At 63.9% G+C, this 26,573-nt stretch carries 22 protein-coding genes; 9 read left to right on the forward strand and 13 right to left on the reverse strand.

Going from position 1 to position 26,573, the window contains the following annotated elements; translation table 11 throughout:
• Nucleotides 1–34: 34 nt before the first annotated feature.
• From moaD to thrC, 3 genes are read right to left on the reverse strand one after another with little or no spacing between them, the layout of a single operon-like run.
• The gene (gene moaD / locus NCG91_RS05535) at nt 35–289 is read right to left on the reverse strand and encodes a molybdopterin converting factor subunit 1 (protein ID WP_077403939.1); all 255 of its coding nucleotides are present in this window, start codon (nt 287–289) and stop codon (nt 35–37) included.
• A 10-nt stretch (nt 290–299) separates the two neighbouring features.
• Nucleotides 300–1,526 carry a molybdopterin molybdotransferase MoeA gene (locus tag NCG91_RS05540; protein WP_251348918.1) on the reverse strand — a complete coding sequence of 409 codons (1,227 nt, stop codon included), beginning with the start codon at nt 1,524–1,526 and terminating at the stop codon, nt 300–302.
• Nucleotides 1,526–3,007 carry a threonine synthase gene (thrC, locus tag NCG91_RS05545; RefSeq protein WP_251348919.1) on the reverse strand — a complete coding sequence of 494 codons (1,482 nt, stop codon included), beginning with the start codon at nt 3,005–3,007 and terminating at the stop codon, nt 1,526–1,528. The genes NCG91_RS05540 and thrC overlap by 1 nt, the downstream gene beginning before the upstream one ends.
• 268 nt (nt 3,008–3,275) lie before the next feature.
• Here thrC and NCG91_RS05550 point away from each other — a divergent pair, with 268 nt between their 5' ends.
• Nucleotides 3,276–4,016: an AAA family ATPase gene (locus NCG91_RS05550; RefSeq protein WP_251348920.1), complete on the forward strand. Its 741-nt coding sequence runs from the start codon at nt 3,276–3,278 to the stop codon at nt 4,014–4,016.
• A 128-nt stretch (nt 4,017–4,144) separates the two neighbouring features.
• On the opposite strand, the gene NCG91_RS05555 is transcribed toward NCG91_RS05550, so the two are convergent.
• Genes NCG91_RS05555 through kbl form a run of 3 tightly spaced genes read right to left on the reverse strand, consistent with a single transcriptional unit; the run spans nt 4,145 to nt 7,806 of the window.
• Nucleotides 4,145–5,545, reverse strand: a complete 1,401-nt coding sequence (locus NCG91_RS05555) for an L-serine ammonia-lyase (protein WP_251348921.1) — start codon at nt 5,543–5,545, stop codon at nt 4,145–4,147.
• Nucleotides 5,546–5,593: 48 nt separating this feature from the next.
• Nucleotides 5,594–6,559 carry an NAD-dependent epimerase/dehydratase family protein gene (locus NCG91_RS05560; RefSeq protein WP_099664155.1) on the reverse strand — a complete coding sequence of 322 codons (966 nt, stop codon included), beginning with the start codon at nt 6,557–6,559 and terminating at the stop codon, nt 5,594–5,596.
• A gap of 20 nt (nt 6,560–6,579) precedes the next feature.
• Nucleotides 6,580–7,806 carry a glycine C-acetyltransferase gene (kbl, locus tag NCG91_RS05565; RefSeq protein WP_251348922.1) on the reverse strand — a complete coding sequence of 409 codons (1,227 nt, stop codon included), beginning with the start codon at nt 7,804–7,806 and terminating at the stop codon, nt 6,580–6,582.
• Between the two features lie 221 nt (nt 7,807–8,027).
• Between kbl and NCG91_RS05570 the strand changes: the two genes are divergently transcribed.
• On the forward strand, nt 8,028–8,603 hold the full coding sequence (locus tag NCG91_RS05570) for a helix-turn-helix domain-containing protein (RefSeq protein ID WP_077403922.1): 576 nt from the start codon (nt 8,028–8,030) through the stop codon (nt 8,601–8,603).
• A gap of 31 nt (nt 8,604–8,634) precedes the next feature.
• On the opposite strand, the gene NCG91_RS05575 is transcribed toward NCG91_RS05570, so the two are convergent.
• Nucleotides 8,635–9,738: a PEP-CTERM sorting domain-containing protein gene (locus NCG91_RS05575; RefSeq protein ID WP_251348923.1), complete on the reverse strand. Its 1,104-nt coding sequence runs from the start codon at nt 9,736–9,738 to the stop codon at nt 8,635–8,637.
• Nucleotides 9,739–10,008: 270 nt separating this feature from the next.
• Between NCG91_RS05575 and NCG91_RS05580 the strand changes: the two genes are divergently transcribed.
• The 5 genes from NCG91_RS05580 to NCG91_RS05600 are packed head-to-tail and all read left to right on the forward strand — an operon-like array spanning nt 10,009 to nt 15,140.
• Nucleotides 10,009–10,935, forward strand: a complete 927-nt coding sequence (locus tag NCG91_RS05580; protein ID WP_251348924.1) for an STM4015 family protein — start codon at nt 10,009–10,011, stop codon at nt 10,933–10,935.
• 15 nt (nt 10,936–10,950) lie between these two features.
• On the forward strand, nt 10,951–12,048 hold the full coding sequence (locus NCG91_RS05585) for an STM4014 family protein (RefSeq protein ID WP_251348925.1): 1,098 nt from the start codon (nt 10,951–10,953) through the stop codon (nt 12,046–12,048).
• The gene (locus NCG91_RS05590; RefSeq protein ID WP_251348926.1) at nt 12,041–12,892 is read left to right on the forward strand and encodes an STM4013/SEN3800 family hydrolase; all 852 of its coding nucleotides are present in this window, start codon (nt 12,041–12,043) and stop codon (nt 12,890–12,892) included. Before NCG91_RS05585 ends, NCG91_RS05590 begins: the two co-directional genes overlap by 8 nt.
• Nucleotides 12,889–14,268: an STM4012 family radical SAM protein gene (locus NCG91_RS05595; RefSeq protein ID WP_251348927.1), complete on the forward strand. Its 1,380-nt coding sequence runs from the start codon at nt 12,889–12,891 to the stop codon at nt 14,266–14,268. The genes NCG91_RS05590 and NCG91_RS05595 overlap by 4 nt, the downstream gene beginning before the upstream one ends.
• Nucleotides 14,262–15,140: an STM4011 family radical SAM protein gene (locus NCG91_RS05600; protein WP_251348928.1), complete on the forward strand. Its 879-nt coding sequence runs from the start codon at nt 14,262–14,264 to the stop codon at nt 15,138–15,140. The genes NCG91_RS05595 and NCG91_RS05600 overlap by 7 nt, the downstream gene beginning before the upstream one ends.
• 50 nt (nt 15,141–15,190) lie before the next feature.
• Here the strand turns inward: NCG91_RS05600 and NCG91_RS05605 are convergent, their stop codons facing one another.
• Entirely contained in the window at nt 15,191–17,386 is a 2,196-nt protein-coding gene (locus NCG91_RS05605; protein WP_251348929.1) for a prolyl oligopeptidase family serine peptidase, read from the reverse strand.
• A gap of 412 nt (nt 17,387–17,798) precedes the next feature.
• Between NCG91_RS05605 and NCG91_RS05610 the strand changes: the two genes are divergently transcribed.
• Complete coding sequence (locus tag NCG91_RS05610; RefSeq protein ID WP_251349227.1) at nt 17,799–19,586, forward strand: GGDEF domain-containing protein; 1,788 nt, start codon at nt 17,799–17,801, stop codon at nt 19,584–19,586.
• 44 nt (nt 19,587–19,630) lie between these two features.
• Here the strand turns inward: NCG91_RS05610 and NCG91_RS05615 are convergent, their stop codons facing one another.
• The 5 genes from NCG91_RS05615 to NCG91_RS05640 all read right to left on the reverse strand — a co-directional run bounded on the left by NCG91_RS05615 (nt 19,631) and on the right by NCG91_RS05640 (nt 24,195).
• Nucleotides 19,631–20,059 carry a DUF6386 family protein gene (locus NCG91_RS05615; protein ID WP_251348930.1) on the reverse strand — a complete coding sequence of 143 codons (429 nt, stop codon included), beginning with the start codon at nt 20,057–20,059 and terminating at the stop codon, nt 19,631–19,633.
• Nucleotides 20,056–20,532 (reverse strand): DUF4262 domain-containing protein, encoded by a 477-nt coding sequence (locus tag NCG91_RS05620; protein WP_251348931.1) that lies wholly within the window; start codon nt 20,530–20,532, stop codon nt 20,056–20,058. The genes NCG91_RS05615 and NCG91_RS05620 overlap by 4 nt, the downstream gene beginning before the upstream one ends.
• 90 nt (nt 20,533–20,622) lie before the next feature.
• Nucleotides 20,623–22,020 carry a tetratricopeptide repeat protein gene (locus tag NCG91_RS27985; protein WP_285817018.1) on the reverse strand — a complete coding sequence of 466 codons (1,398 nt, stop codon included), beginning with the start codon at nt 22,018–22,020 and terminating at the stop codon, nt 20,623–20,625.
• A gap of 175 nt (nt 22,021–22,195) precedes the next feature.
• Nucleotides 22,196–22,825: a 3'-5' exonuclease gene (locus NCG91_RS05635; protein WP_171985014.1), complete on the reverse strand. Its 630-nt coding sequence runs from the start codon at nt 22,823–22,825 to the stop codon at nt 22,196–22,198.
• 119 nt (nt 22,826–22,944) lie between these two features.
• Nucleotides 22,945–24,195, reverse strand: a complete 1,251-nt coding sequence (locus tag NCG91_RS05640) for an Hsp70 family protein (protein WP_034781446.1) — start codon at nt 24,193–24,195, stop codon at nt 22,945–22,947.
• A gap of 179 nt (nt 24,196–24,374) precedes the next feature.
• On the opposite strand from NCG91_RS05640, the gene NCG91_RS05645 reads away from it, so the two are divergent.
• Entirely contained in the window at nt 24,375–26,477 is a 2,103-nt protein-coding gene (locus tag NCG91_RS05645; protein ID WP_251348932.1) for an Ig-like domain-containing protein, read from the forward strand.
• Nucleotides 26,478–26,573 lie beyond the last annotated feature (96 nt).

The following is a 26,573-nucleotide window of genomic DNA, read 5'->3' on the forward strand; positions in this document are numbered from 1 at the left end:
TCGATGAAGTGGCCGTTTCATTTGACGAGCGGGATCAGCCGCCCGTCACGGGCGGGAAGAACGCCACCTCGTCGCCGTCGCCTGTCACGGTGTCGGCGTCGCACATCACCTGATTATGCGCCATGCGCAGCGCGCGGCCCTGAGCCAGCGCATATTCCCAGTTGCCGCCGCGCGCGATCAGCAGGGCTCGCACCTCGCCCACCGTCAGCGGCCCGGCCACTTCCAGTGCTTCCTGGCCCGTGCCCACCAGCTCGCGCACGCTGGCAAAAAAACGCAGATTGATCTTCATCAAGACTTCCTTAGTACAGCAATTCGTTAAACGGGATAAAGCGCAGCATGTCGCCGCGCGCGATCGACAATCCGGGCGGACAATCGATCAAGCCGTCGCCCCACACGGTGGACGTCAGCACGCCCGAACTCTGGTTGGCGAACAGTTCCAGTTCGCCCTCGTCATTGACCTTGGCGCGCAAGAACTCGTTGCGCTTGTCCGCCTTCAGGCGCTCGAACGCGGCCGGCAGCTTGTAGCTGCGCGGCGCCAGGCTGCCCGCCACGCCTTGCAGGCGCAGGATGAACGGGCGCACGAACAGCAAAAAGGTGACGAAACTGGAGACGGGATTGCCGGGCAAGCCGACAAAGAACGCGTCCCGCACTTCGCCGAAGGCCAGCGGCTTGCCCGGCTTGACGGCGATCTGCCACATGTTCAGCCGCCCTTCCGCTTCCACGGCCGGCTTGATATGGTCTTCCTCGCCCACGGACACGCCGCCCGAAGTGATGATCAAATCATTGCCCTGGGCCGCCTGGCGCAGCACGGCGCGCGTCGCTTCCAGGCTGTCGGGCACGATGCCCAGGTCCGTGATCTCGCAGCCCAGATTTTCCAGCAAGCCGCGCAAGGTAAAACGGTTCGAGTTGTAGACGGCGCCCGGCGCCAAAGGCTCGCCCGGCATGGCCAGCTCGTCGCCCGTGAAGAACACGGCCACGCGCAGCTTGCGCAGCACCGGCACTTGCGCCAGGCCCACCGAGGCGGCCAGGCCCATTTCCTGGCTGCGCAGGCGCCGGCCGGCGCCGAGGATTTCGCCGCCGGCGCGGATATCCTCGCCCTGGCGCCGCACCCATTCGCCCGCATGCGGCACGTGATTGACCGTCACCACGCCATCAAGCAAGGTGCACTGCTCCTGCATCACCACGCAATCGGCGCCGTCCGGGATCAGGGCGCCCGTGAAGATGCGCGCCGCCGTCCCCGCTTGCAAGGGCTGGCCCACGTGGCCGGCCGCGATGCGCTGCGACACGGGCAGGCTGGCCGCGCCGCTGGCGCAATCCTGCGCGCGCACGGCGTAGCCATCCATCTGGGTGTTGTCGCGCTCGGGCACGTTCAGGGTCGAGGTCTGCGCGGCCGCCAGCACGCGGCCGTTGGCGCGCATGGTGTCGACCAGCTCCACGTCAGCCACCGGGCGCGCCGCGCCCAGCATGAAGGCTTGCGCCTCGGCCACCGACAGCATGGGTTTACGTACAGTGCTCGCGTCTGTCATCACAGTCCCGTGTTCGAGGCGATGTACGCCTTCATTTTTTCCACGTCCGCATCCATCACGACGAACTTTTGCGGCAAGTCTTCGATGCTCTCGAAGCCGGCCGGGCGCTCCGCGTCCACGCCCAGCGCTTCGAGGATGGTTTCGTTGAACTTGGCCGCCAGCGCCGTTTCCAGCACGATCATCGGCACGTTCGGTTCCAGGTGCTCGCGCGCCACCTTGATGCCGTCGGCCGTGTGCGTGTCGATGGTGATGCCGTAGTCGTCGGCCACGTCGCGGATGGTGTCGAGGCGATCCTGGTGCGTGGACTTGCCCGACTTGAAGCCATATTTGGCCACCAGCTTGAACTCGTCGCCATCGCTGCCCGGCTTGCCGGACAAGTCGAAGCCGCCGTGCGTTTCCACTTTCGTGAACAGCGCGCGCACGCGCCCGCTGTCGCGGCCCACCAGGTCGTAGACGAAGCGCTCGAAGTTCGACGCTTTCGAGATATCCATCGACGGGCTGCTCGTATGGTACGTTTCGGCGGACTTGCGCACGCGGTAGACGCCCGTGCGGAAGAATTCGTCGAGCACGTCGTTTTCATTCGTCGCGGCCACCAGTTTCGAGATGGGCAGCCCCATCATGCGGGCGATGTGGCCGGCGCAGATATTGCCGAAGTTGCCAGACGGCACCGTGAACGACACTTTCTGCTCGTTGCTGGTGGTGGCCGCCAGGTAGCCGCGGAAGTAGTACACGACTTGCGCCACGACGCGCGCCCAGTTGATGGAATTGACGGTGCCGATCTTTTGCTTCGCCTTGAACGGCAAGTCGTTCGACACTGCCTTGACCATGTCCTGGCAATCGTCGAACACGCCTTCGACGGCGATGTTGTAGATGTTCGGATCTTGCAGGCTGAACATCTGCGCCGTCTGGAAGGCGCTCATTTTCTTGTGCGGCGACAACATGAAGACGCGGATGCCCTTCTTGCCGCGCATCGCGTATTCGGCCGCGCTGCCCGTGTCGCCCGAGGTGGCGCCGAAGATATTGAGTTCGGCGTCGTGCTTGGCCAGCGTGTATTCGAACAGGTTGCCCAGCAGCTGCATGGCCATGTCCTTGAAGGCCAGGGTCGGGCCGTTCGACAGCGCCTGCAGGATCAGGGTGGTCGATCCGCCCTTGACGACGTTTTCTTCGAGCACGCGCAGCGGCGTGATATCGGCCGCGTTTTCGCCGGCGCGGGCGTTCTTGTAGACTGCCTTGGTATAGGTTTTCGCCGTCAGCGCCTTCAGGTCCGCGGCCGGGATATCGGTGGCGAACTTCTTCAGGATTTCGTAGGCCAGGTCGGCATACGACAATGTGCGCCAGGCATTGAGCTCGGCACCAGTGACTTGCGGGTACTGTTCAGGGAGATACAGTCCGCCATCGGGGGCCAGGCCGCCCAGGAGGATGTCGGAGAATTGCTGCGGATTCATTGGCGCTTTATCAGCGCGGGTAGACACGTAGTGCATAGATTTGAAGAGTCCAGTTGAGCTGAGTGCGGTTGATCATGAATGGCAGCGGATATTATAGTGCCAGCCGCCGTCCAAGGCGAATCGCGTGGCGCACGCCGGTTGCCGGCGTGACAATTGGAGAGCCATGCTGTTGTCAAACCACACATAATGCTTGAGATCAAGACAGGTGGACATGGCCTGTGCGCGCACTGGCGCGCGCCGCCAATTTGCGCCACACTGCAGCTGTTACCCCGGAGCGGGGCCACTATGGAGTCGAAAACCGGCCATGTCGCTGAGTAAAAAACCGTATTTGCAAAGCGCCGCGCTGCGCCCTGACGCCGTCGTCGACCTGAACCACTATCCGTTCACCATTCCCGCCATCCGCGACTTCGTGCACATGGACTTCCACCGCGACGTGACGTTTTTCGTGGGCGAGAATGGCAGCGGCAAGTCGACCATGCTCGAAGCGCTGGCCGTGGCCCTCGGTTTCGGCAAGGATGGCGGCACGCGCAACGTGCGCATCGCCCTGCCGTCGGACGCGGAATCGGGCTTGCACGCGCACTTGCGCCTGAGCAAGAGCTATAAAAAACCCGAGGACAGCTATTTCCTGCGCGCCGAGAGCTTTTTCAACGTCGCCACCTACATGGACGACATGCCGGAATACCTGGCCAGCTACGGCGGCAAGTCGCTGCACGCGCAATCGCACGGCGAAGCGTTCATGGCCACCCTGATCAACAAACTGCGGGGAAAAGGCTTGTACCTGCTGGACGAACCCGAGGCGGCCCTGTCGCCCAGCCGCCAGATGGCAGCATTGTCCGTGATCCACCAGCTGGTGCAGGACGACTCGCAATTGATCATCGCCACCCATTCGCCCATCCTGCTGGCCTATCCGAATGCGAAAATCCTCAGTTTTACGGGCGGCGGCATCCACGAAGTGGCGTATGAAGACACGGAACACTACGCCGTCACGCGCGATTTCCTGAATAACTACCCGAGGAGGCTGGAGCAGTTGTTTGAGGAGGAGTAAGGGTGATGGCTTGCTGCCATGGTGATGTCGGCTTACGCCTGTTTGAGGAGGAGTGAGGTTGCCATAAGGCGCAGCGGAAATCTGGGTCAGACGGGGACGCCGAGTCCCGGCGGGTCTGACCCCGGCACTTAGCAGGCTGCATGGTTGACGGTGATTACATGCACGGCCAGGCCACCCAAGGACGTTTCCTTGTACTTGTCCTGCATGTCCGCGCCTGTCTGGCGCATGGTTTCGATGACTTCATCGAGGCTGACGAAGTGCGTGCCGTCGCCCTTCAGCGCCAGCGAGGCGGCCGTGATGGCTTTCACGGCGCCCATGCCGTTGCGCTCGATGCAGGGAATCTGAACCAGGCCGCCGATCGGGTCGCACGTCATGCCCAGGTGGTGTTCGATGCCGATTTCGGCCGCGTTTTCGATTTGCTCGTTGGTGCCGCCCAGGGCCGCCACCAGGCCGGCCGCCGCCATGGCGCAGGCCACGCCCACTTCACCCTGGCAACCCACTTCGGCGCCCGAGATCGAGGCATTGCGTTTGCACAACATGCCGATGGCGGCCGCCGTCAGCATGAAGCGGCGCACGCCGCCGACCGGGTCGCTGGGGCGGCAATCCTGCGCGTAGTAGCGCAGCACGGCCGGGATGATGCCGGCGGCGCCGTTGGTCGGCGCCGTCACCACGCGGCCGCCCGCCGCGTTTTCCTCGTTGACTGCCATCGCGTACAGGCTGACCAGGTGCACGGCGTCGTGCGGCAAGTCGTTGGCGCGGTTGTCGGATGCTTTCGCTTCCTGCGCCAATCGCCACAATTTCGCGGCGCGGCGCTTCACGTTCAAGCCGCCCGGCAGGTTGCCCGTCGTTTCCAGGCCGTGCGCGATGCAGTCGCGCATGACGTGCCAGATGCGGTCCAGGCCCTCGTTCAATTCATCGTCGCTGCGCTTGACGCATTCGTTCGCGCGCAGCATTTCCGGGATCGACAAGCCGCTTTCCACGCCGTGCGCCAGCAACTGTTCCATGGTATCGAAGGGGAAGACGACCCGCGCGCTGGCCGCCGACTCCACGGCCGCCTCGGCCTGGGCCTCGCCCGCTTCGCGGATAAAGCCGCCGCCGATCGAGTAATACACCTTGTCGACGCGGCTGCCGTCCGCCAGTTTCACGGTAAAGCGCATGCCGTTCGGATGTTCGGGCAGGGATTCGCTCTTGTGCCAGATCAAGCCCGTGGCGGCCGTGAATGGCACCACGTGCGTGCCCAGCAAGGCGATTTCACCGGCCGCCTCGATAGCGGCCAGCTTGGTGTCGACGGCATCGGGCGCCACGTCTTGCGGCGTCTCGCCCATCAGGCCCAGAATGACGGCTTTGTCAGTCGCATGGCCCACGCCCGTCAGTGCCAGCGAGCCATACAGGGCCGCCTCGACGCCCACTACCTGGTCCAGCGGACCGTATTCGACCAGAAAACGCCGCGCCGCCACCATCGGGCCCACCGTGTGGGAACTCGACGGCCCGATGCCGATCTTAAACAGGTCAAATACGCTCATGTCCATGTAGTGTCTCTTTATATTAGTATGTTTTTATGCAAGCGGGTTCGTACTTCAGGCAGCCTTGGCCGCATGGCCCACATCGACATTGGCCAGCATGTCCGTGACCATCTGCTCGACGCCGATCTGCGCCTTCCAGCCCCAGTCGGCGCTGGCCTTGCTGTCGTCCAGGCTTTGCGGCCAGCTGTCGGCGATGGCCTGGCGGCTGTCCGGCTTGTAGCTGATCTTGAAGTCCGGGACCATGCGCACGATGGCCTTGGCCAGCTGCTCGGGGTTGAACGACACGCCGGCCACGTTGTACGAGGAGCGGATCTTGATTTGGGCCACAGGCGCATCCATCAGTTCGATGGTGGCGCGGATGGCGTCGGGCATGTAAATCATCGGCAAGGTGGTGTTCGCATCGAGGAAGCAGTCATAGCGCTCGCCGCGCAAGGCCGCATGGAAGATGGCGATGGCGTAATCGGTGGTGCCGCCGCCCGGAGGCGATTTGTAGCTGATGATGCCCGGGTAGCGGATGCTGCGCACGTCCACGCCGTACTTGTTGAAGTAGTACTCGCACAGGCGCTCGCCGGCCAGCTTGCTGATGCCGTACATCGAGGTCGGGTCCATCACCGTCATTTGCGGCGTGTTCACCTGCGGCGTGTTCGGGCCGAAGGCGGCGATCGACGACGGCCAGAAGATGCGCAGCGGCTTGCCCGCTTCGCCCCGCTCACGCGCCAGTTCCAGGATATTGAGCAAGCCATCCATGTTCAGGCTCCACGCCTTCAGCGGCGCCGCTTCGCCCGTGGCCGACAGCATGGCCGCCAGCTGGTACACCTGGGTGATGCCTTCGTCGGCGATGATCTTCGCCAGGCCGTCCTTGTCCAGCACATTCAATTGCGCATAGCGCTTGGCCTGGTACAGATTATTCGTGCCGATGTCGCTGGCGATGACGTTGTCCGCGCCGTGCTGCTGCGCCAGTGCGCCCACCAGTTCACTACCGATTTGGCCGTTTGCGCCAATGACTAAGATGCGTTCCATGCTATTTTCCTGAATTCCTGTTAGTTGGTAGTGGTCGTGGCGGTCAGCAAACCGAGTTCCTTGCCAGCCTGCTCGAAGGCGGCCAGCACTTGCACCAGCTGTTCGCGGGTGTGGGCGGCCGACAGCTGCACGCGCACGCGGGCCTGGCCCATCGGCACGACCGGGTAGAAGAAGCCCGTCACCAGCACGCCCAGTTCATACAGGCGGGCGGCGAATTTCTGCGCCACGGGAGCGTCGAACAGCATCACGGGAACGACGGGATGGGTGCCCGGCTTGATGGTAAAGCCGATACGCTCGATCTCGCTGCGGAAGAAAGCCGTGTTTTCATGCAGGCGGTCGCGCAGTTCCGTCGACTTGGCCAGGCGCTCCAGTACCGACAGCGAGGCGCCGGCAATCGATGGCGCCAGGGTGTTCGAGAACAGATAAGGGCGCGATTTCTGGCGCAGGGTGTCGATGACTTCCTTGCGCGCCGACGTGAAACCGCCCATGGCGCCGCCCAGGGCCTTGCCCAGGGTGCCCGTGATGATGTCGATGCGGCCCATCACATTGTGGTGTTCGTGCGTGCCGCGGCCCGTCGCGCCCATGAAACCGGAAGCGTGGCATTCGTCGATCATCACCAGCGCGCCGTACTGGTCGGCCAGGTCGCAGATCTTGTCGAGTTGCGCGATCGTGCCATCCATCGAGAATACGCCGTCCGTGACGATGACTTTATGGCGCTTGCCGGCGGCAATCGCCGCTTGCAGCTGCACTTCCAGGTCGGCCATGTCGTTATGGGCGTAGCGGTAGCGGCCAGCCTTGCACAGGCGGATGCCGTCGATGATGGAAGCGTGGTTCAGCGCATCCGAGATGATGGCGTCGTTTTCATCGAACAGGGGCTCGAACACGCCGCCGTTGGCGTCGAATGCGGCCGCGTACAGAATCGTGTCTTCCGTGCCCAGAAAAGCGGAAATCGCCTGTTCCAGTTCTTTATGCACGGTTTGCGTGCCGCAAATGAAGCGCACGGACGACAGGCCGTAGCCATACTTTTGCGTGGCGGCAATAGACGCTTCCTGCGTCTGCACGTCGCCGGACAGGCCCAGGTAGTTGTTCGCACACATATTGATCAGGGTACGGCCATCGTCGCACACCACTTCGGCGCCCTGGCGCGAGGCGATCACGCGCTCGGGCTTGTACAAGCCCTGTTGGCGCAGTTGATCGAGATTCTGTTGCAGACCGCTGAAAAAGGTGTTCTTCGCTTGCTCGCTCATGATGATCCTTGTGTGTCCCTGTTGTATGTGTGCTATCCGGGTGAGCTCAGTTGCCATAGGGAAAAGCGTCCGCTTGACCGGTGCGCGCACAATGCTGTACCGTGAAGCGCTGTTTGAAGTCTACACGTTTCCGTGTTTTTCCTCAAAATCCACTATTTCGAACTGAAATTCAATATAGTGGATATTACCCAAGCCTTTTGAACTTTGCAAGCCACCTGCCGATGAAAACCAGCGTTTCGACCAATTCTCCGCCCGAAGTGGGCGCCACCCTGCAACGGTTGCGCCTTGCGCGCGGCCTGACACTGGAGGATTTGTCGCGCATCGCGGGCGTCTCGAAGTCCATGCTGTCGCAGATCGAGCGCGAAAAGGCCAATCCCACCATCGCCATCACGTGGCGCCTGGCCAACGCCCTGGGCGTGCAGATCGGCGAATTGCTGTCCAGCGCGGAAAAAGCCGTGGAAACCATCCGCATCACGGACGCCCACGAAACCCCCACCCTGCCCGGCGACCACGCGGGCTACGTGCTGCGCATCCTGGGGCCGATGGAACTGGCCGGCAAATATGAATGGTATGAGGTGACCCTGGCGCCGGGCGGCGAACTGGCGTCGCAGCCGCACGATCCGGGTACCACCGAGCATTTGACGGTGATCCATGGCAACCTGGAACTGGAAGTGGGAACGGCGAAGAAAAAGGTCAAGAATGGCGGCACGGCCAGGTATCCGGCGGACTTGCCGCATACCATCAGGAATCTGGGAAAAACGGAGGGTAAGGCGCTGCTGGTAGTGATCCACCGCTAGCGCGCCGGCCCATCCTGTCTGGCAGAAAGTATTACGTTACGGCATCACACGGGCGCTGTCGGCGCCGGCGCCCCGCAAAGCCCAGCAAGGTCATGCCAGCCAGCAACATGGCATAGGTTTGCGGCTCGGGCACGGCGCTGACGGGATCGAGGCGGACAATCTCGCAAATGAGCGACTGGCAACGGCGCGCGGAAATCTGTCCCGCCTCGTTGATGCCGCCGACGGCCATGTAGCTCCAGCCCGCCTCTCCCTGCACCAGACTTTCCAGGCTGTAAGTCACCCCATTGCTGTAGAACATGGCGTTTGTCCCCAGCACTTGGCCCAAGCCATCCACGCCGATCGGTGTGGAGATGGATTTCAGGACCGTGTTGTTGCCGTCGGTCTGGAGAAAACCGCGCGTCCGGTCCTGGTTCCAGTCGGGGGTGACATGGCCCACCATCTGGCCCGCATTGTTGATGCCCGAAATCGTGCTCTGGTAACCGCCCCAGCCCGTCGCGCTGGTCATCACGCCATCCTTGTACATGAAGCCTTGCGAACCGCCCGGAGTCGGCGCCATCGCGGAAGCGCCGACGACGACGCCATCGTCGTTGATGCCCGTGACATAGCTGTCCCTGCCGCCCAGGGTGCCCAGCGCCCGTATGCCCGTTTGCGGGTCGTACAGATAGGCTTTCGTCGTGTAGTCGAAAGTGGCATAGCTGCCGAAGCCCGCATTGAAGGCAACTTGCCCTGCAGCATTCATACTCCCGGACCACGTCGTTTGCCCGGCGATATTGAGCGAGGTGGCCACGCCGCCCGACAGGATGTGCACCATCTCATTGCCATTGCTGCCGGCCGAGCGTATCAGGCTGTCCCCCGCCGCATTGCTGGCAAACACCAGGTTACTCACCGCGGCCTTCGGCGCCACCGTCAATTGACTGCCCGCCGTGGCATACACCATGTCGACGCCGTCGAGCCGGCCCACGCCGTAAATCTGCCCCATGGCGCTGATGCTGCCCACCGTGAGGTTGGCGTGAGACGCATTGTCGAACACCGTGACGGTAAACTGTGGCCGCGATGCCGGCGCCCCCTGCGCCAGCAACAGCGGGCTGATGGAGCTGAAAAACAGGGAAAGCGTAACGTTCCGAATTATTTTCATCATTCCTCCAAGAAAAATGCACGATACGATTAAATATCAAAAATGTAAACTTATTTGACAACATTGTTGTTTTCAAGGCATTTTCAGTCGCTGCGTTGCCGCGCAGCCGTGCGCAATAAGTCCTTTTGTCCATGTTAAGATTTCGCAATAGACAAGATTTCCAGGCCTGGATGTCTTTGCAGAGCGCCGCAGCACATCCCGGCTCGCCCCATCCTTGCTACGCCCCTGCGCGGCATCCAGGCCCCAACTGTTTTTTACGGAGCCCACGCGATGACCATTTCCGACAGCACCACCACCTTCCACAACAAGAAAGTCGTCCAGTACGACCCTGACCTGCCCTTCGACGCCTCGCCCGACATCGTCTACCGTTTGTCGCTCGAGTACGACGACAAGCGCAAGATGGACGAGCTGATCGCCGGCTTTCTCGCCAAGGCGGACCAGAATGCGCTCGCAGCGCTGATCATCGGCATGTGGGGCGATCCGTACGAATCGGGCGCCGACGAAGTGATCGCCGCGCTGATCGCCCACGCGCCGCAACTGCCCAATGTGCGCGCCCTGTTCATCGGCGACATGACGTACGAGGAATGCGAAATCTCGTGGATCGTGCAAGGCAGCTACAAGCCCCTGCTGGACGCCTTCCCGCAGCTGGAAGAATTGCGCATCCGCGGCGGCAATGAGCTCGTCATCGAACCGTTCGCGCACCAGCACCTGCGCCGCTTCACCATCGAAACGGGCGGCCTCGATCAAAAGATCGCCGAAGCGCTGGCGCAATCGAGCATGCCGCAGCTGGAACACCTGGAACTGTGGCTGGGCACCGAGGAATACGGCTTCTCGGGCGACGTCGACCTGTACCGCAAGGTGCTGGCGCAGCTGACCGTGCCGACCCTGCGCTACCTGGGCTTGCGCGACGCGGAAATCGCCGATGACCTGGCCGTGTGGCTGGCGGAAGAGCCGCTGGTGGCGCAGCTCGACACGCTCGACCTGTCGCTGGGCACCATCGGCGACCTGGGCGCCGTGGCCGTGCTCAATCACACGCAGCTGGGCAAGCTGAAACGCCTGGACCTGTCGCACCATTACATCTCGGAAGAAAACCAGGCCAAGCTGAAGGCGCTGCCCTTCGAAGTGGTGCTGGACGACCCGCAGGAAGCGGACGAAGACGACGGCGAAAGCTACCGCTACGTGGCCGTGGGCGAATAAGCGGAGTCTTTTCCTTTGGCTACACCCCTCACCCTGCTGGCCAGCGCCGGCAGCAAGCGCGTGCGCCTGATGCAGGCGGCGCGCGCGCAACTGCGCCTGCCGCCCGCGCAGGTGCTGGAATGGCGCGACTGGCTGGCGCAGCCGGCGCTGCTGACAGACGCCTTGCGCCAGCCCGGCCTGTTGAAGATCGAGCCGCCCGGCGACGATCCTTCTGCCCATTTTCTCTTGCTGCAGGCGGGCTGGCGGCGGCTGGACCGCGCCCCCGCGCGTGCGCCCGAACATGGCGAACTGCTGGCCATGGATGCGTGGTTTGCGGGCTTTGCCGGCGCCATGCAAGACCTGGCGGGGCAACTGGCGGCCTTGCCGCACATACGCGTCTTCAATGCGCCGGCAGAGATTGTCCGCATGACGGACAAGCTGGCCTGCCAGCGCCACCTGGCCGCGCACGGCATCGCCATTCCCCCCCTGCTCGGCCCCGTGCATGGCTACGAGCATCTGCAAGCGCTGCTGCGCCAGCATGACCTCGACCGCGTGTATCTGAAGCCGCGCTACGGCTCGTCCGCGTCCGGCGTCGTCGCCTACCGCAGGAACAAGGCAGGACGCCAGCAAGCCACCACCTCGGCCGCCCTGCAGCATGGGGATGGCGCGGCGCGCCTGTTCAATGTCAAGCGCATGGCGCGCTATGACACGCGGCACGACATCGCCGCCCTCGTCGACGCGCTGGCCGCCCAGGAACTGTATGCGGAAACGTGGCTGAACAAGCCGCGCTGCGGCGACAGCCACTACGACCTGCGCGTCGTGACCCTGGCGGGCCAGCCCGCGCACCGGGTGGCGCGCATCGGACAGCACATGATGACCAATCTGCACCTCGACAACCGGCGCGGCGAGGCATCCGGCCTCTTGAACGCAGCCGACCTGGAGGCGCTGGAAGCGGCTGCCGCCCAGGCCGCGTGCGCCTTCCCCGCCAGCCACGTGACGGGCTACGACCTCGTCGTGCGCCAGGGCCAGGCCCACGTGCTGGAAGCGAACGCCTTCGGCGACCTGCTGCCAGGCCTGCTGTGGCAAGGCGCGGACACCTATGCGGCGCAATTGACGCAACTGACACATGCTTAAAGATACACCGGACACACCGGCCATCCCCGACATGCACGCCATCGTCGGCAGCCACGATATCGTCTTCCTCACGCTCGACACCCTGCGCTTTGACGTGGCCCAAGCCCTGTACGAGGCGGGTGAATTGCCCGTGCTGGGACGTTTTTTACCGCCGGGCGGCTGGGAACGGCGCCACTCGCCCGCCACGTTCACCTATGCCGCGCACCAGGCCTTCTTCGCGGGCTTTTTGCCCACGCCGGCCGCGCCGGGCCGCCATCCGCGCCTGTTCGCCAGCGCGTTTGCGGGCAGCGAAACGACGTCAAAGCACACGTTCGCCTTCGAGGAAGCGAACCTTCCCGCCGCGCTGGCCGCGCGCGGCTACCGCACCATCTGCATCGGCGGCGTGGGCTTCTTCAACAAGCAAACGGCGCTGGGCACGGTGCTGCCGTCGCTGTTCCAGGAAAGCCACTGGAGCGCGGGCATGGGCGTGGCCAGCCGCCATTCGACGCAAAAGCAGGTGGCGCTGGCCATAGCCCGCCTGGCGGACGGCGATCAGCGCACTTTTTTGTTCATCAACGTGGCCGCCCTGCACACGCCGAACCGCGCCTACCTGCCCGGCTGCCGCGCCGACAATCTGGACAGCCATGCGGCAGCGCTGCGCTATGTGGATGGCGCGCTGGCGCCCCTGTTTGCCGCCTGCACCGCGCGCGCGCCCACGTTTGCCATCGTCTGCTCGGATCACGGCAGCGCCTATGGCGAAGATGGCTACCGCGGCCACCGCATCGCCCACGACAGCGTGTGGAACGTGCCGTATGCGCACTTCTTCATCGCCCCCGATACACCTCCCAAGGAGTCCCCACCGTGAACCCAACCGAACAACCTGGCACCCTGGCGCAGCGCATGCGCCACACGCCCTACCAGGCGTATTCGTATTCGTATCCGCACAAGGCGGCCTACCGCGCCTTGCCGCAGGCGGCGCCGCTGGCGCCCCTGTGGGCGCGGCAAGACCGCTCCGCCCTGTTCGCGTACATCCATATTCCATTTTGCGAGATGCGCTGCGGCTTTTGCAACCTGTTCGCCATGGCCCGCCCCGGCGCCGACATGGTCGAACGCTACGTGCGGCAAGTGCTGGTGCAGATGCGCGCACTGGCCGGCGCACTGGGCGAACGGCGCTTCGCCCGCTTCGCGCTGGGCGGCGGCACGCCCACCTATCTGTCGCCGGCGCAGCTGGACACCTTGCTGTGCGGCGCGCGCGACATCCTCGGCATCGATTTGCAGGCCACGCCGGCCGGCATCGAAGCGTCGCCCGAAACCATCACGGCCGAGCGCCTGGCCGTCTGCCGCGCGCACGGCATCGACCGGGTCAGCCTGGGCATCCAGAGCTTTGCCGCCGGCGAGATGCGCGCGCTGGCGCGGCCCCAGCAAAACGCCACCGTCCATCACGCCATCGGCCTGATACGCGCGGCCGGCTTTCCCACCCTGAACCTGGACCTGATCTACGGCATCGCGGGGCAAACCGTCGCCAGCCTGCTGGCGTCCATCGACAGCGCGCTGGCCTTCCGGCCCGAGGAAATCTATCTGTATCCGCTGTACGTGCGCGAGCAGACGGGCCTTGGCAAGATCGCGCGGCGCAAAGGCGCCGATACGCTGAACCCCATCATGCTGGCGCAGGACGGCGACAGCCGGCTGGCCCTGTACGCGGCCGCGCGCGACCATTTGCGCGCACAAGGCTATGAACAGGTATCGATGCGCATGTTCCGCGCTCCTCATGCGCCGGAACAAAACGGTCCCTCGTACTGCTGCCAGAATGACGGCATGGTGGGCCTGGGCGCGGGCGCGCGCTCCTACACGGCCAGCCTGCATTATTCGAGCGAATACGCGGTGGCACGAACAGAGACCATCGGTATCATCGACAACTACCTGGCGCTGGACGAAGTAAGCTTCGCGCAGGCCGAACACGGCTACGTGCTGGGCGAGGAAGAGCAGCGCCGGCGCTACGTGATCCAGTCGCTGCTGACGGAACCGGGCCTGGACCGCGACGCCTACACGGCGCGCTTCGGCACGCGCTGCGAGATGGATCTGCCGCAGCTGGCCGAACTGCACGCGCTGGAGCTGGTGCAGGAGAATGGTCCGCTGCTGCGCCTCAATGACCGCGGCTACAGCTATGCCGACACCATCGGCCCGTGGCTGGCCTCCGAGACGGTGCGCACGCTGATGGCGCAAGAGGGCCAGGCGTGCTGACAACGCCGCCTGGCACTCTGTCCCTGCTGTACCGGGGCACGCTGGCGAGCTGCAATTACGCCTGCGGCTACTGCCCGTTTGCCAAGAAGCGCGACAGCCGCGCCGCGCTGGCCCGCGATGCGCGCGAAGTAGCGCGTTTTACGGATTGGGTGGCGCGGCAAACGCGCCCCATCGGCGTGCTGTTCACCCCCTGGGGCGAAGCGCTGGTGCGGCGCCACTACCGCGCGGCCATGCAAACCCTGGCCGCACTGCCGCACGTGCGCCAGGTGGCGCTGCAAACGAATCTGTCCGGCCCCCTGAACTGGCTGCAGGGGATGGATGGGCTGGAAAAGATCGGCCTGTGGTGTACCTACCACCCGGACCAGACGACGCTGGCCCGCTTTCTCGAACGCTGCGCGCGCCTGGACGCCATGGGCGTGCGCTATTCCGTCGGCGTCGTGGCGATGAACGAGCACCTGGACGCCATCCGCGCCCTGCGCGCGGCCCTGCCCGCGCATGTCTACCTGTGGCTGAACGCCTATGACCGGCGTGGTCCCGGCTACTACGCGGTGGAAGACCTGGCCTGGCTGGACGCCGTCGACCCGTGGTTCGCGCAAAACCGGCGCCCTTCGCCCTCGCGCGGCAAGCCCTGTCTGGCGGGCGAGGCGTCGCTGTCCGTCGATGGCGACGGCGAGCTGGCGCGCTGCCATTTCGTGCCCGAGCGCCTGGGCAACCTGTACACGGACGACCTGGCGGACATGCTGCAAGAGAAATCCTGCCCCCGCTTCAAGTGCGATTGCTATATCGGCTATGCGCAGCGCAAGGATTTGCCGTTCCAGTCCACGTTTGGCAACGGCGTGCTGGCGCGCATCGCGCCTTTGCAGCGGACGTAAAAAAAGCGCGGGCCAACGGCACCCGCGTTTTTTACCTGAACACTACCTGATTACTGCGCCGCCACCTTGGCCGGCTCCGCCACTACCGGCGTCATCTTCAGCGAACGGCTGAGGAAGCCCCAGCGGTCGGCCACTTCTTCGATCTGCTTGGTCGTCGGCTTGCCGGCGCCATGGCCGGCCTTGCTGTCGATGCGGATCAGCACGGGCGCCGCGCCGCCTTGCGCTGCCTGGGCCGCGGCGGCGAACTTGAAGCTGTGGGCAGGCACGACGCGGTCGTCGTGGTCGGCCGTCGTGATCATGGTGGCTGGATAGCAGCCGCCCGCCTTCAGATTGTGCAGCGGCGAGTATTTCACCAGCGCCTTGAATTGCTCGGCATCGTCCGACGAACCGTAGTCAGGCACCCAGCCCCAGCCCACGGTGAACTTGTGGAAACGCAACATGTCGAGCACGCCCACCTGCGGGATCGCCGCGGCGAACAGGTCGGGACGCTGCGTCATGGCCGCGCCCACCAGCAGGCCGCCATTGCTGCCGCCGCCGATCGCCAGCTTCGATGGCGAAGTGACCTTGTTGTCCACCAGCCATTGCGCCGCGCCAATAAAGTCGTCGAACACGTTTTGCTTGTTCAGCTTGGTGCCAGCCTGGTGCCAGGCTTCGCCGTATTCGCCGCCGCCGCGCAGGTTGGCCATCACGTAGACGCCACCCATTTCCACCCAGGCAAGATTTGCCACGGAGAAGCTCGGCGTCAGCGAAATATTGAAGCCGCCATAGCCGTACAGATAGGTCGGGTTCGAACCGTCGAGCTTCATGCCTTTTTTCGAGACGATGAACATCGGCACCTTGGTGCCGTCGCGGCTGGTGAAGAATTGCTGGCGCGTTTCAAAGGCGTTCGGGTCAAAATCGACCTTCGGCTGGCGGTACACGCTGCTCTTGCCCGATTTCATGTCGTAGCGGTAGATGGTCGCTGGCGTCGTGAAACTGGTAAACGAGTAGAACGTTTCCGTGTCGCCACGCTTGCCGGCAAAGCCGCCGGCCGAACCGATGCCCGGCAAGGCCACTTCGCGCACCAGCTTGCCGTTCAGGTCGACGATCTTGATTTGCGTTTGCGCATCTTTCAGGTAATCGAGCACCAGCTGGTTGTTGATCAGATTGACGGCAACGAGGGTTTCCGCGCTTTGCGGCACGATTTCCTTCCAGTCAACAGGGGCAGGCTTGCGCGTGTCGATGGCGATCACGCGCGATTTCGGCGCCTTGTTATCCGTCTTGAAGAAGAACACGGGGCCGTCATTGTCGATGAACGAGTACGACGCATCGAATGCTTCCAGCAAGCCGACCACCTTGGCGTTCTTTTGGCGCAAGTCCTTGTAGAAAATGCGGTTCTTGCGTTCCGTGCCTTGCGTGGCCGTGATGATCAGGTAATTGCCGTCGTCGCTGACGGTGCTGCCGCCAAACGCCCATTCCTTCTGGTCGGGACGGTCGAAGACGAGCACGTCGTCGCTTTGCGGCGTGCCGATTTTATGGAAATACAATTTCTGGAAGTAATTGATATCGGCCAGCTTGGTGGCTTCGTTCGGCGCGTCATAGCGGCTGTAGAAGAAACCGGTGTTGTCCTTGGTCCACGAAGCGCCGGAGAACTTGGCCCACTTGATGTGGTCCGTCAAATCCTTGCCCGATTCGATGTCGCGCACCTTCCACTCGTTCCAGTCGGAACCGGAAGCGGACGTGGCATACGCCAGGTACTTGCCGTTCGGGCTGATCGAAGTGCCGGCCAGCGCCACCGTGCCATCCGTGGACAGGGTGTTCGGGTCCAGCAGCAGGCGCGGCTCGTCCGTCAGTTTTTTCACCGTGTACAGCACGGCCTGGTTCTGCAAGCCGTCATTGCGGCTGTAGAAGTAACGGCCGCCCTGCTTCGTTGGCGTAGAGAAACGCTCATAATTCCACAGCTTGGTCAGGCGCTGCTTGATCGCGGCGCGCTCCGGGATGGTGCCCAGGTACGATTGCGTCAGCTTGTTTTGCGCCGCAACCCACTCGCCTGTCTCGGCGCTGTTGGCATCTTCCAGCCAGCGGTACGGATCGGCGATGGTGGTGCCGAAATAGCTGTCTTGCTGGTCGACTTTTTTGCTGACCGGATACGTCACGGGTGCGCCATCGCCGGCCGGGCACGATGGCATCGCGGCGCTTTGCGCCAGGGCATTGCCACCGAAGGCGGCCATCAAGCTGAATATGAGGGTTGCACTACGTAATTGCATGGGTTGTTGTCTCATTGTTGGATGTCGAGGAAAGCAGGCCGCCTGCATGCGCGGCGGCTGCCCATATTGACTTTCGCCAAGAGAAATCATAGCGCGGATTGCCACTTTTAAAGCACAGTTATCCAGTGGATTTACCGTCTTTTGTTTGGGGAATTTACGTGAATAGCCATGATAAATCTCGCTTTCGCCGGAATCGGCAAACTGACGTTCATGCAAGAAACATTATCAAAAACAAAGTCGTTTCATCAAGCCGTCATAAATCTTCTTTACTATCGGCAACATGTTCATGGCCCGTCCAGAGGCCGTGCCGCCACATCCGCCTATGCACACTCTCGCCCTCCCCACCGCCACCGCCGCGCCGCCCGGCGCGGTGCCATCGAATGTGGCTTACCTGAAGCCGCCATCGGTATCCATGAGCATCGAAGGGACGGATGCCTTGCACGAGATCATTGCGGGCCGCAAGCTGAGCGCGCTGTTCCAGCCCATCATCCACATGCACAGCGGCGACATCATCGGCTACGAAGGCTTGATACGGGGGCCGTCCGACAGCCCATTGCACGCGCCGATGAATCTGTTCAAGGTGGCGCGCGCGCATGACCTGACCCTGGAAGTGGAGCACCTGTGCCGGCAAGTGGTGCTCGAACGCTTCGCCGAACTGCAACTGCCGGGCAAGCTGTTTCTCAATGTCAGCCCCGAATGCCTGTTGCTGCGCAATGCCCGCCATGGCGAGACCCTGGAATACATCGAGCACATCGGCATCAATCCGGACCGCGTCATCATCGAGCTGACGGAAAACCAGCCCACGTATGACTACGAGCTGATGCGCGAAGCGGTGCTGCATTACCGCAACATGGGTTTCCAGATCGCCATCGACGACCTGGGAGAGGGATTTTCCAGCCTGCGCCTGTGGTCGGAACTGCGCCCCGAATACGTGAAAATCGACATGCATTTCATCCAGGGCATCAATAATGACCCCGTGAAACTGCAGTTCGTGCGCTCGATCCAGGAAATCGCGGAAAAATCGGGCACCCTGGTGATCGCCGAAGGCATCGAGGCGCAAACGGAATTGCTCGTCTTGCGCGACCTGGGCGTGGCGTTCGGACAAGGCTATCACCTGGGCCGGCCCAACGCGGTGCCGGCGCGCGCCCTGCCGGCCGAAGTGGTGCAGGCGCTGGGACGCAACGGCGTGGCCGTGTATCCGCAGCGCAGCAGCCTGGAAAAGAACGGCGCCAGCATCCGCAAGCTGCTGCACCGCGTGGCGGCCGTTTCGCCCGAGAGAAACAATAACGAGGTGTACGATATTTTCCTGAAAGACCCGAAGCTGATGATCATTCCCGTCGTCGACGATGGCGTGCCGCTGGGCCTGATCAGCCGCTTCGAGATGATCGACCACTTCGCCCGGCCCTACCAGCGCGAACTGTATGGCAAGAAATCATGCAGCCTGTTCATGGATGCCACGCCCCTGATCGCCGACCACGAAACGAGCTTGCAGGAACTCAGCTACACCATGGTGCAATCGAGCGCCCACCATCTGTTCAACGGTTTCATCATTACCGAACACGGCCGCTACCTGGGCATGGGCACGGGACACGACCTGATGCGCGAAATCACGCAGATGCAGATCAACGCGGCCCGCTATGCCAACCCGCTGACGCAACTGCCCGGCAACGTACCCATCAACGAGCATATCGACCGCCTGCTGCACAGTGGCAGCCGCTTCTGGGTCTGCTATTGCGACCTCGACCACTTCAAGCCCTTCAACGATGTGTACGGCTACCGCAAGGGCGACGACGTGATCCAGCTGACGGGAGAAATCCTCAGCAGCCATTGCGACCCGAACCGCGACTTCATCGGCCACATCGGCGGCGACGATTTCATGATCCTGTTCCAGAGCGAAGACTGGGAAGCGCGCTGCCAGGCCATGCTGGACGACTTCGCGGCCGCCATCCTCGCCTATTACAGCACCAGCGATTGCGAACGGGGCGGCTACATCAGCGAAGACCGGCAAGGCAAGAAAGTGTTTTATTCCCTGATCAGCCTATCCCTGGGCGTCATCAAGGTGGAAGCGCACCAGTATTACACGCACCACCAGATTGCCACGCAGGCGGCGGAAGCGAAGAAGCAGGCGAAGAAAATCCACGGCAACAGCCTGTTCCTGGACCGGCGGCAAGGCGCGGGCGCGGCGCGCATGGATGCGTAGCCAGGGGCAATAGTCAAAGCTGGACGGGGACAGGCCAGCCGCACTCAAATACGCACGAGGTCGCCAAACGCATTGCTGCTGCGGGCATCGGGCACGAATGCCAGGCTGATGCGTGCCTCATCGCGGCGCGCCTGCAAGCGGTAACTGCCCGCGGGCACGTCGACGAACAGGCCACCATATGCCGTGTCCGGTTCCAGGCCGCCGCCGGTGACGTCTTCCCCTGCGCCGATGAAGACCCGGCCTGAGACCACGGCCAGATGCACGACCACATGCGGCTCGGCAAGTTCGGCGTGCAAGGCGATGTCATACGCGCCGTCGCCGCCGACGTTGAAAAACGCTACCTGCCCCGCGTTCACGGCCGCCAGTTCCGCGCCGGGAATACTCCACCAATCGCAGTCATCTTCCAGCTTGTGGCGCAAGAGGGCCGGATCGAACACGCACAGGGTGGCCGTGCCGGTCACGATTCTCGTCATGCCGCCAGCGGCGCCGGTCCCAGCAGTGGCTGGCTTTCCACGTACTGCGCACTGGCTTGCGCCTGCCATGGAAAATGGCCATCGCGCGACGGCCAGACGATCTGGTACACGGTAAACTCGTCACCCTGGTAATACCAGCGCGCATAGCCGACATAGTTGCGGTATTGCTCGACGGGCACGCGCACGAAGGCACACTGATGGCCCTTCAGCAAGACGTCCGTGGTGGCCGTGAAATCCGTGATGGCGCCGCTGCGCGCGGCGTCCAGCGCCACGTCGAGTATCTGGTGGGCCACGGCGCGCGGCAAGCCCATGATGAGAAATTCAGGCTGGCCAAAGCTGTGGCAAGCGCCTATCGTGAAGGCGTAGCCGGGGCCCTCTTCATCGGCACTGATATGCACGCCATGCCAGCCATGCGTGGCGATGTCGTCGATGACTTTTTGTTCGGATGCATCCTCGCCTGCCTGCCTTACCATGTTCCACCTTTCGCTGTGCCAAAAACCACGCCGCCTTCGCGACATTCCTGCCAGCAATTATCGCACGCAGCCCGCGTCCGCGCCCACGCTTCAGTCGCGCGCTGGCCGTGGCGGCCGTGGCGGGGAACGCACCTGGTGCCATTGCCGCATGCGCTGCTGCGCCTCTTGCAGCTGTGCCGGCTCCAGCCTGGCGGCAGCCGCTTCCCGCGCCCTGGCCGCTCCGCTATCGCCGCCCTCGGCCGCCAGCGCCAGCCACATATAGCCGCAAACGGGATCCTTCTCCACGCCGCGCCCGCTGTTGTACATGCCGCCCAGGTTGTACTGCGCCAGCGCATGGCCCTGGCCGGCCGCGCGCGCATACCATTGCACGGCCAGGCCATCGTCTTGCGGCACGCCGTGACCGCTCGCATACATGACGCCCAGGTTGTTTTGCGCACTGGCATCGCCCTGCTCGGCCGCCGTGCGGTACCAGCGCACGGCGCACACCTCGTCGCGCTCCACGCCCTGGCCATTCGCATACATCACGCCCAGGTTGAACTGCGCATTCGACGCGCCCTGGGCCGCCGCCCTGGCATACCAGTCCAGCGCCTGGCGCAGGTCGCGCGCGACGCCCCGCCCGCCTGCAAACATGCCGCCCAGATTGTATTGCGCCATGCAGTGACCTTGCAGGGCGGCACGCCGGTACCAGACGACGGCGCGCGCCTCGTCCTTGTCCACACCCTGCCCCCGCGCCAGCATCAGGCCCAGGTTGAACTGGGCGTCGGCGTCATCCTGCTCGGCCGCCCGCTGCAGCCAGGCGTAGGCGCGCAGCTGATCGGGCGCCACGCCCAGGCCTTCCGCATACGCCACGCCAAGTTGCCGCTGCGCCACGGCCAGGCCCTGGGCGGCGGCCTGGCGGAACCAGGCCAGCGCCTGCGTATCGCTTTGCGCCACGCCCTGGCCCCGCTTGTAGACGAGCCCCAGGTTCAGCTGCGCCTGCGCATCGCCCTGCAAGGCTGCCTTGCGGAACCACGCCAGGGCCAGCGCATCGTTCTTTTTCGCGCCCAGGCCTTGCGCATAGGCTTCGCCCAGCAAGGATTGCGCGCTGGCCACGCCCTGTTCGGAGGCGCGGTAAAACCATGCCAGGGCCAGTTCGTCGCTCTGCAGCACGCCCCGTCCCTTGCGGTACATCTGTCCCAGGTTTTGCTGGGCCGACGCATCGCCCTGCGCAGCCGCGCGGCGAAACCACAGCACGGCGTCCTCGTCGCTCTGCGCCACGCCGCGGCCGTGGTAATACAGGGCGCCCAGGTGGTTTTGCGCGAACGCCAGCCCTTGCAGCGCGGCCAGGCGTAGCCAGACAAAGGCGCGCGCATCGTCTTGCGCCACGCCTTCGCCCTTCTTGTACATCAAGCCCAGATTGAACTGGGCGTAGGCATTGCCCTGCTCGGCAGCCGTGCGGAACCAGATATACGCCTCGTGGCTATCTCTGGCAGTATGGTGCTTGTCCATGTGCGCCCCCATCCACATTGCGCTTGCTGGCAGCACGCGCAAAACGGCGGCCCAGGGCGGCGAAATCATGTGTTGCTTAAATTTTAAATTCGATGCGGGGGAAGGACTTGAGCAGGCTCAAACGAAATAACAAAATTATATCGTTTTGATGAGCACGCTTAGGCAGGCATGGCGCTCAACGGCGTGATGGATGTTTTTGCAGGAATTGCGGCACCTTGGCGGCGGCCAGCTTGTTCAGCGACACGAGCAAATCCGCGTCGACGTCAGCGATGCCATAGCTGCTGCGCAAATGGCGGCCGATATGGATCAGCACTTGTGCCGCCACTTCCGCATCGGACTCGGCCCTGTGGGCGGCGCTCTTGAAGGCGATGCCCAGCTGGCTGGACAGCAAGCCCAGCTTGTAGCTGGCCATGCCGGGAAACACGCGGCGCGACAGTTTCAATGAACACACGAGCGACTGGTGCGCCGGTGTCAGGTTCAGCCTGGCGCTTTCCGCGCGCAGGAATTTTTCATCGAAGCTGGCATTGTGCGCCGACAAGGCATCGCTGCCGATGAAGTCGAGCAACTGCGGCACCACCTCGGCCACGGGCGGCGCCTTGTCCACCATCGCTTGCGTGATGCCCGTCAAACCCGTGATGAACGAGGGAATGCGCGCATTGCAGTTGATCAGGGTCACATAGCGGTCCGTGATCTGCCCGCCCTCGATGCGCAGCGCCGCCACTTCCGTGATGCGGTCGCCCATGTCGGGAGATAAACCGGTCGTCTCGAAGTCGATCATGACGATCGGTTTGTCAAACACATTCATGGGGCGTTCTTTCGTGGGTGCAACAGTGGGGGTATCGATAAAATGCGCAGGGCAAGGCGCCGTGTCGCAGACAGTACACCAGTACGGCAAGACGCGGCAACGCCGCCATGCACATTTTATCAACCAAATTTACGCACGGCGTCCAGCGCGAGTCCCGCACCGATACTGCCGAACAGATCGCCTTCGACCTTGCGCGCGGCCGGCACCAGGGCTGCGATCTTTTCGCGCAGCAGGCGCACGCCGCTGGAGCCGCCCGTGAAGAACACGGTGTCGACGGCTTCCGGCGCCACGCCCGCGTCGCGCAGCAGACGCAGCACGGTTTCTTCCACGGAACCGCACAGGTGGCCGATGGCCTCGTCGAACTGCGTGCGTTTGAGCAACAGACTTTGCGCGGGCGACAGGCGGTCCAGTTCCAGCTGCACTTCAGCCGCGTCGGACAGGGCAATCTTGCCTTCTTCAACTTTCATGGCCAGCCAGTGGCCGGCGCGCTCGTCGATCAGCTTTTGCAAACGGCCCATCTTGTCTTGCTCACGCGCATCGCGGCACACGTCGGCCAGCTGCACCCAGATCTTCTTCGTGTAGGCCAGGTTGATCGTGTGCCAGGTCGCCAGGTTGAAATAATAGCTGGACGGCACTTCGCTATTGTTATGCAGGCGGCTGCCATAGCCCAGCAGAGGCATGACGGAAGACAGGCTCAGGTATTTATCGAAATCCGTGCCGCCGATGTGCACGCCGCCGGTGGCGAGGATGTCGTCGCGCCGCTCGGTTTTCTTCGCCCGTTCCGGCGACAGGCGCACCAGCGAAAAGTCGGACGTACCGCCGCCGATGTCGGCGATCAGCACCAGTTCTTCCTTGTCGATTTGCGACTCGTAGTCGAACGCGGCGGCAATCGGCTCGAACTGGAAGGCGACGTCCTTGAAACCGACGGAGCGGGCCACTTCGGCCAGCGTGTCTTGCGCCAGCTGGTCGGCTTGCGCATTGTCATCGATGAAGAAGACGGGACGGCCGAATACGGCGGACGAGAATTCGCGGCCCGCGGATTGCTCGGCGCGGCGTTTCACTTCGCCAATGAATTGCGCCAGCAACATGCGAAATGGCAAGGCGCGGCCACCCACTTCCGTCTGGCCATCGATGAGGCTCGTGCCCAGCAAGCTTTTCAGCGAGCGCATCAAGCGCCCCTCGTAACCGGCCAGATAGCCGGCCAGCGCCGCGCGGCCAAAACTGACTTCCTCGTCTTCCGCATTGAAGAAGACGACGGACGGTAAGGTCGTCTTGCCATCTTCCAGGCCGAGCATGGTGCTCTGCCCGGGACGTGCCCAGCCTACCGTGGAATTTGACGTGCCGAAATCGACGCCGCAAGCATTGGCCATGTCGACCCTTCCCTGAATAAAGGGGCGTTATGTTATCAGAAGGCAGGCTATTGCACCAGCAAAACCCATTCGACGGGGTCAACAGCATAAACTTGCTTTGCATCAAGTAGCGGCCGCGCGCAAAAGCTACTCTTGGGAAATGAATGCCGAGCAACTCGGCCAGCTCCCGGAGACCCATCGTGCCCCTCGCCCGCCTGCGCCACCCACGCCACCTGCCCGCCGCTTTGCTGCCTGCTACCTTGCTGGCAACCTTCCTCGTTTCCCTGGCCGGCTGCGGCGGCGGTTCCGCCGATACCCAGGCCGGCGCCGGCTGCTCGCTGCACAGCACGGCAGGCTGCGGCGGCAGCCCGCCGCCCACCGTGCCGCCCGTGAAGCCGCCGGTCACCCCGCCCGTGACGCCCCCCATGATTCCTCCCGTCACGCCGCCCGAGCCGGCCAGCCTGGCCAGCGCCGTCAACCTGGTCTTTTCCAGCACGGAACTGGCCTCGGCGGGATCGGCCGGCAGCGAAGTGGCCGTCACAGCCCTCGTCAAGGATGGCGCCAATCTCGCCTTGCCAAACGCAAAGATTTCCTTTGCCGCCGATTCCGGCATCCTCGGCAGCGTCGACGCCGTGACGGACAAGAATGGCCAGGCGCGCGCCCTGCTTGGCACGGGCGGCGCCAACAGCAACCGCAGCATCACCGTGACGGCGACTGTCGGCGCGCGCAGCGGCAAGGGCACGGTGGCCGTGACGGGCAGCAGCGTGGAAGTGCTGGGGCCGGCCGCCCTGATGCTGGGCCAGGGCGCCGACCTCACCGTCACCGTGCGCGACTCGGCGCGCAAACCCGTGGCCGGCGCCGCCATCGCCTACAGCACGGGCGCCGGCAACGGCGTGCGCGTCAAGGATGGGAGCGCGGCGCTCAGCAATGCGCAAGGCCAGCTGGTGCTGCGCCTGACCGCAGGCAGCCTGGGCAAGGATGCCGTGTCCGTCAGCGCGCTGGGCGCCGCCGCCACGCAAGCGTATGCCGTGGCCGGCAGCGACCTGCGCCTGAGTCCGGCCGTGGGCCAGGACGCCAGCGGCGCGGACGTGCTGCCGGAAGTGGCGACCCTGGCGTGCCAGCCCATCGACGCGCGCTATGACAAGGCGGGCGTGCCGCAAGCGGGCAGCGCCAGCCTGTCGACCTCGCGCGGCAGCCTGTTCAGCGACAGCGCCTGCAGCCAGGCCTTGCCTGCCAGTTTGATTTTTAGCAACGGCAACTTGCCGCGCAGCTATGTGCAATCGGCCAACGCGGGCGTGGCCACCCTCACGGCTGCCGTGGCGGGCGGCCCCTCGGCCCAGACGCGGCTGGAATTCGTCGCGCCTCTGAGCGGCGCCAGCAAGCTGGCCGTGCAAGCGGACCCGGCAGTGCTGCGCGCGAATACGACCACTTCGGCGGCATCGGCCGACAACGTCAGCACAAGTATCAGCACCATCAGCGCCGTGGTGCGCGATGGCGCGGCCAACAACCTGGTCAAGAACGCGCCCGTGCTGTTTTCCATCTTGAGCGACCCCAGCGGCGGCTATTTACGGCAGGCGGGCCGGGTGCTGACGGGCAGCGACGGCCTGGCGCGCGCCGTGTATGTGGCGGGGCCGGCCGACAGCGGCCGCGACGGCGTGCTGATCCAGGCCCGCATCGAAGGCGCGCCACAAGCGGCGGCCACGGCCCTCGTGCGCCTGACGGTGGCGCGGCAAGCGCTGTCGATCAAGCTGGGCACGGGCAGCCTGCTGCGCGAATATTCACCCAGCGTGCTGCAGAAGGACTTTGCCGTGTTCGTGTCCGACAGCGCCGGCAATGCCGTGCCGGGCGTCGCCATCACGGCCGCCGCCTGGCCCAGCCGCTATGCCAAGGGATCTTACGTGTGGCAGGCGGACAAGCCCGAGTTCCCCGACACGGGCGTCTGGCGCCCGGCCCTGCCCCTCTACAGCTGCGCCAATGAAGATGTCTTGCGCAACGGCATCTTTGACGCCGCCTACGACCGCAACGGCAATGGCGTGCTCGATCCGGGCATCCCCCTGACCGTCAGCGCCAGCGGCCTGAGCGACGCGCTGGGCATGGCCACCGTCACCGTCAGCTATCCGCGCAACTATGGTTCCTGGGTGCACGTGGCCCTGACCGTGCGCGGCACCGTCAGCGGCACGGAAGCGAGCGCCACGGCGGAATGGCCATTACCCACGCTGGCCAGCGATTTCAGCGCACGCCGCGTGGACCCGCCGGGACGCCTCAGCCCCTATGGCAGCGGGCCCTGCGACAGCGCCGATTGAGGAGCAAGCATACCACTTGCCATTCAGTCATATTTTTTGCAACATGAACAAGAAAACAGTCTTGCCATGCGGCAATCTTTTACGCTATGCTCATTC

Origin of the sequence: Janthinobacterium kumbetense, from assembly GCF_023703445.1 — a bacterium.
In the GTDB taxonomy this organism is placed as follows: Bacteria; Pseudomonadota; Gammaproteobacteria; order Burkholderiales; family Burkholderiaceae_D; genus Janthinobacterium; species Janthinobacterium kumbetense.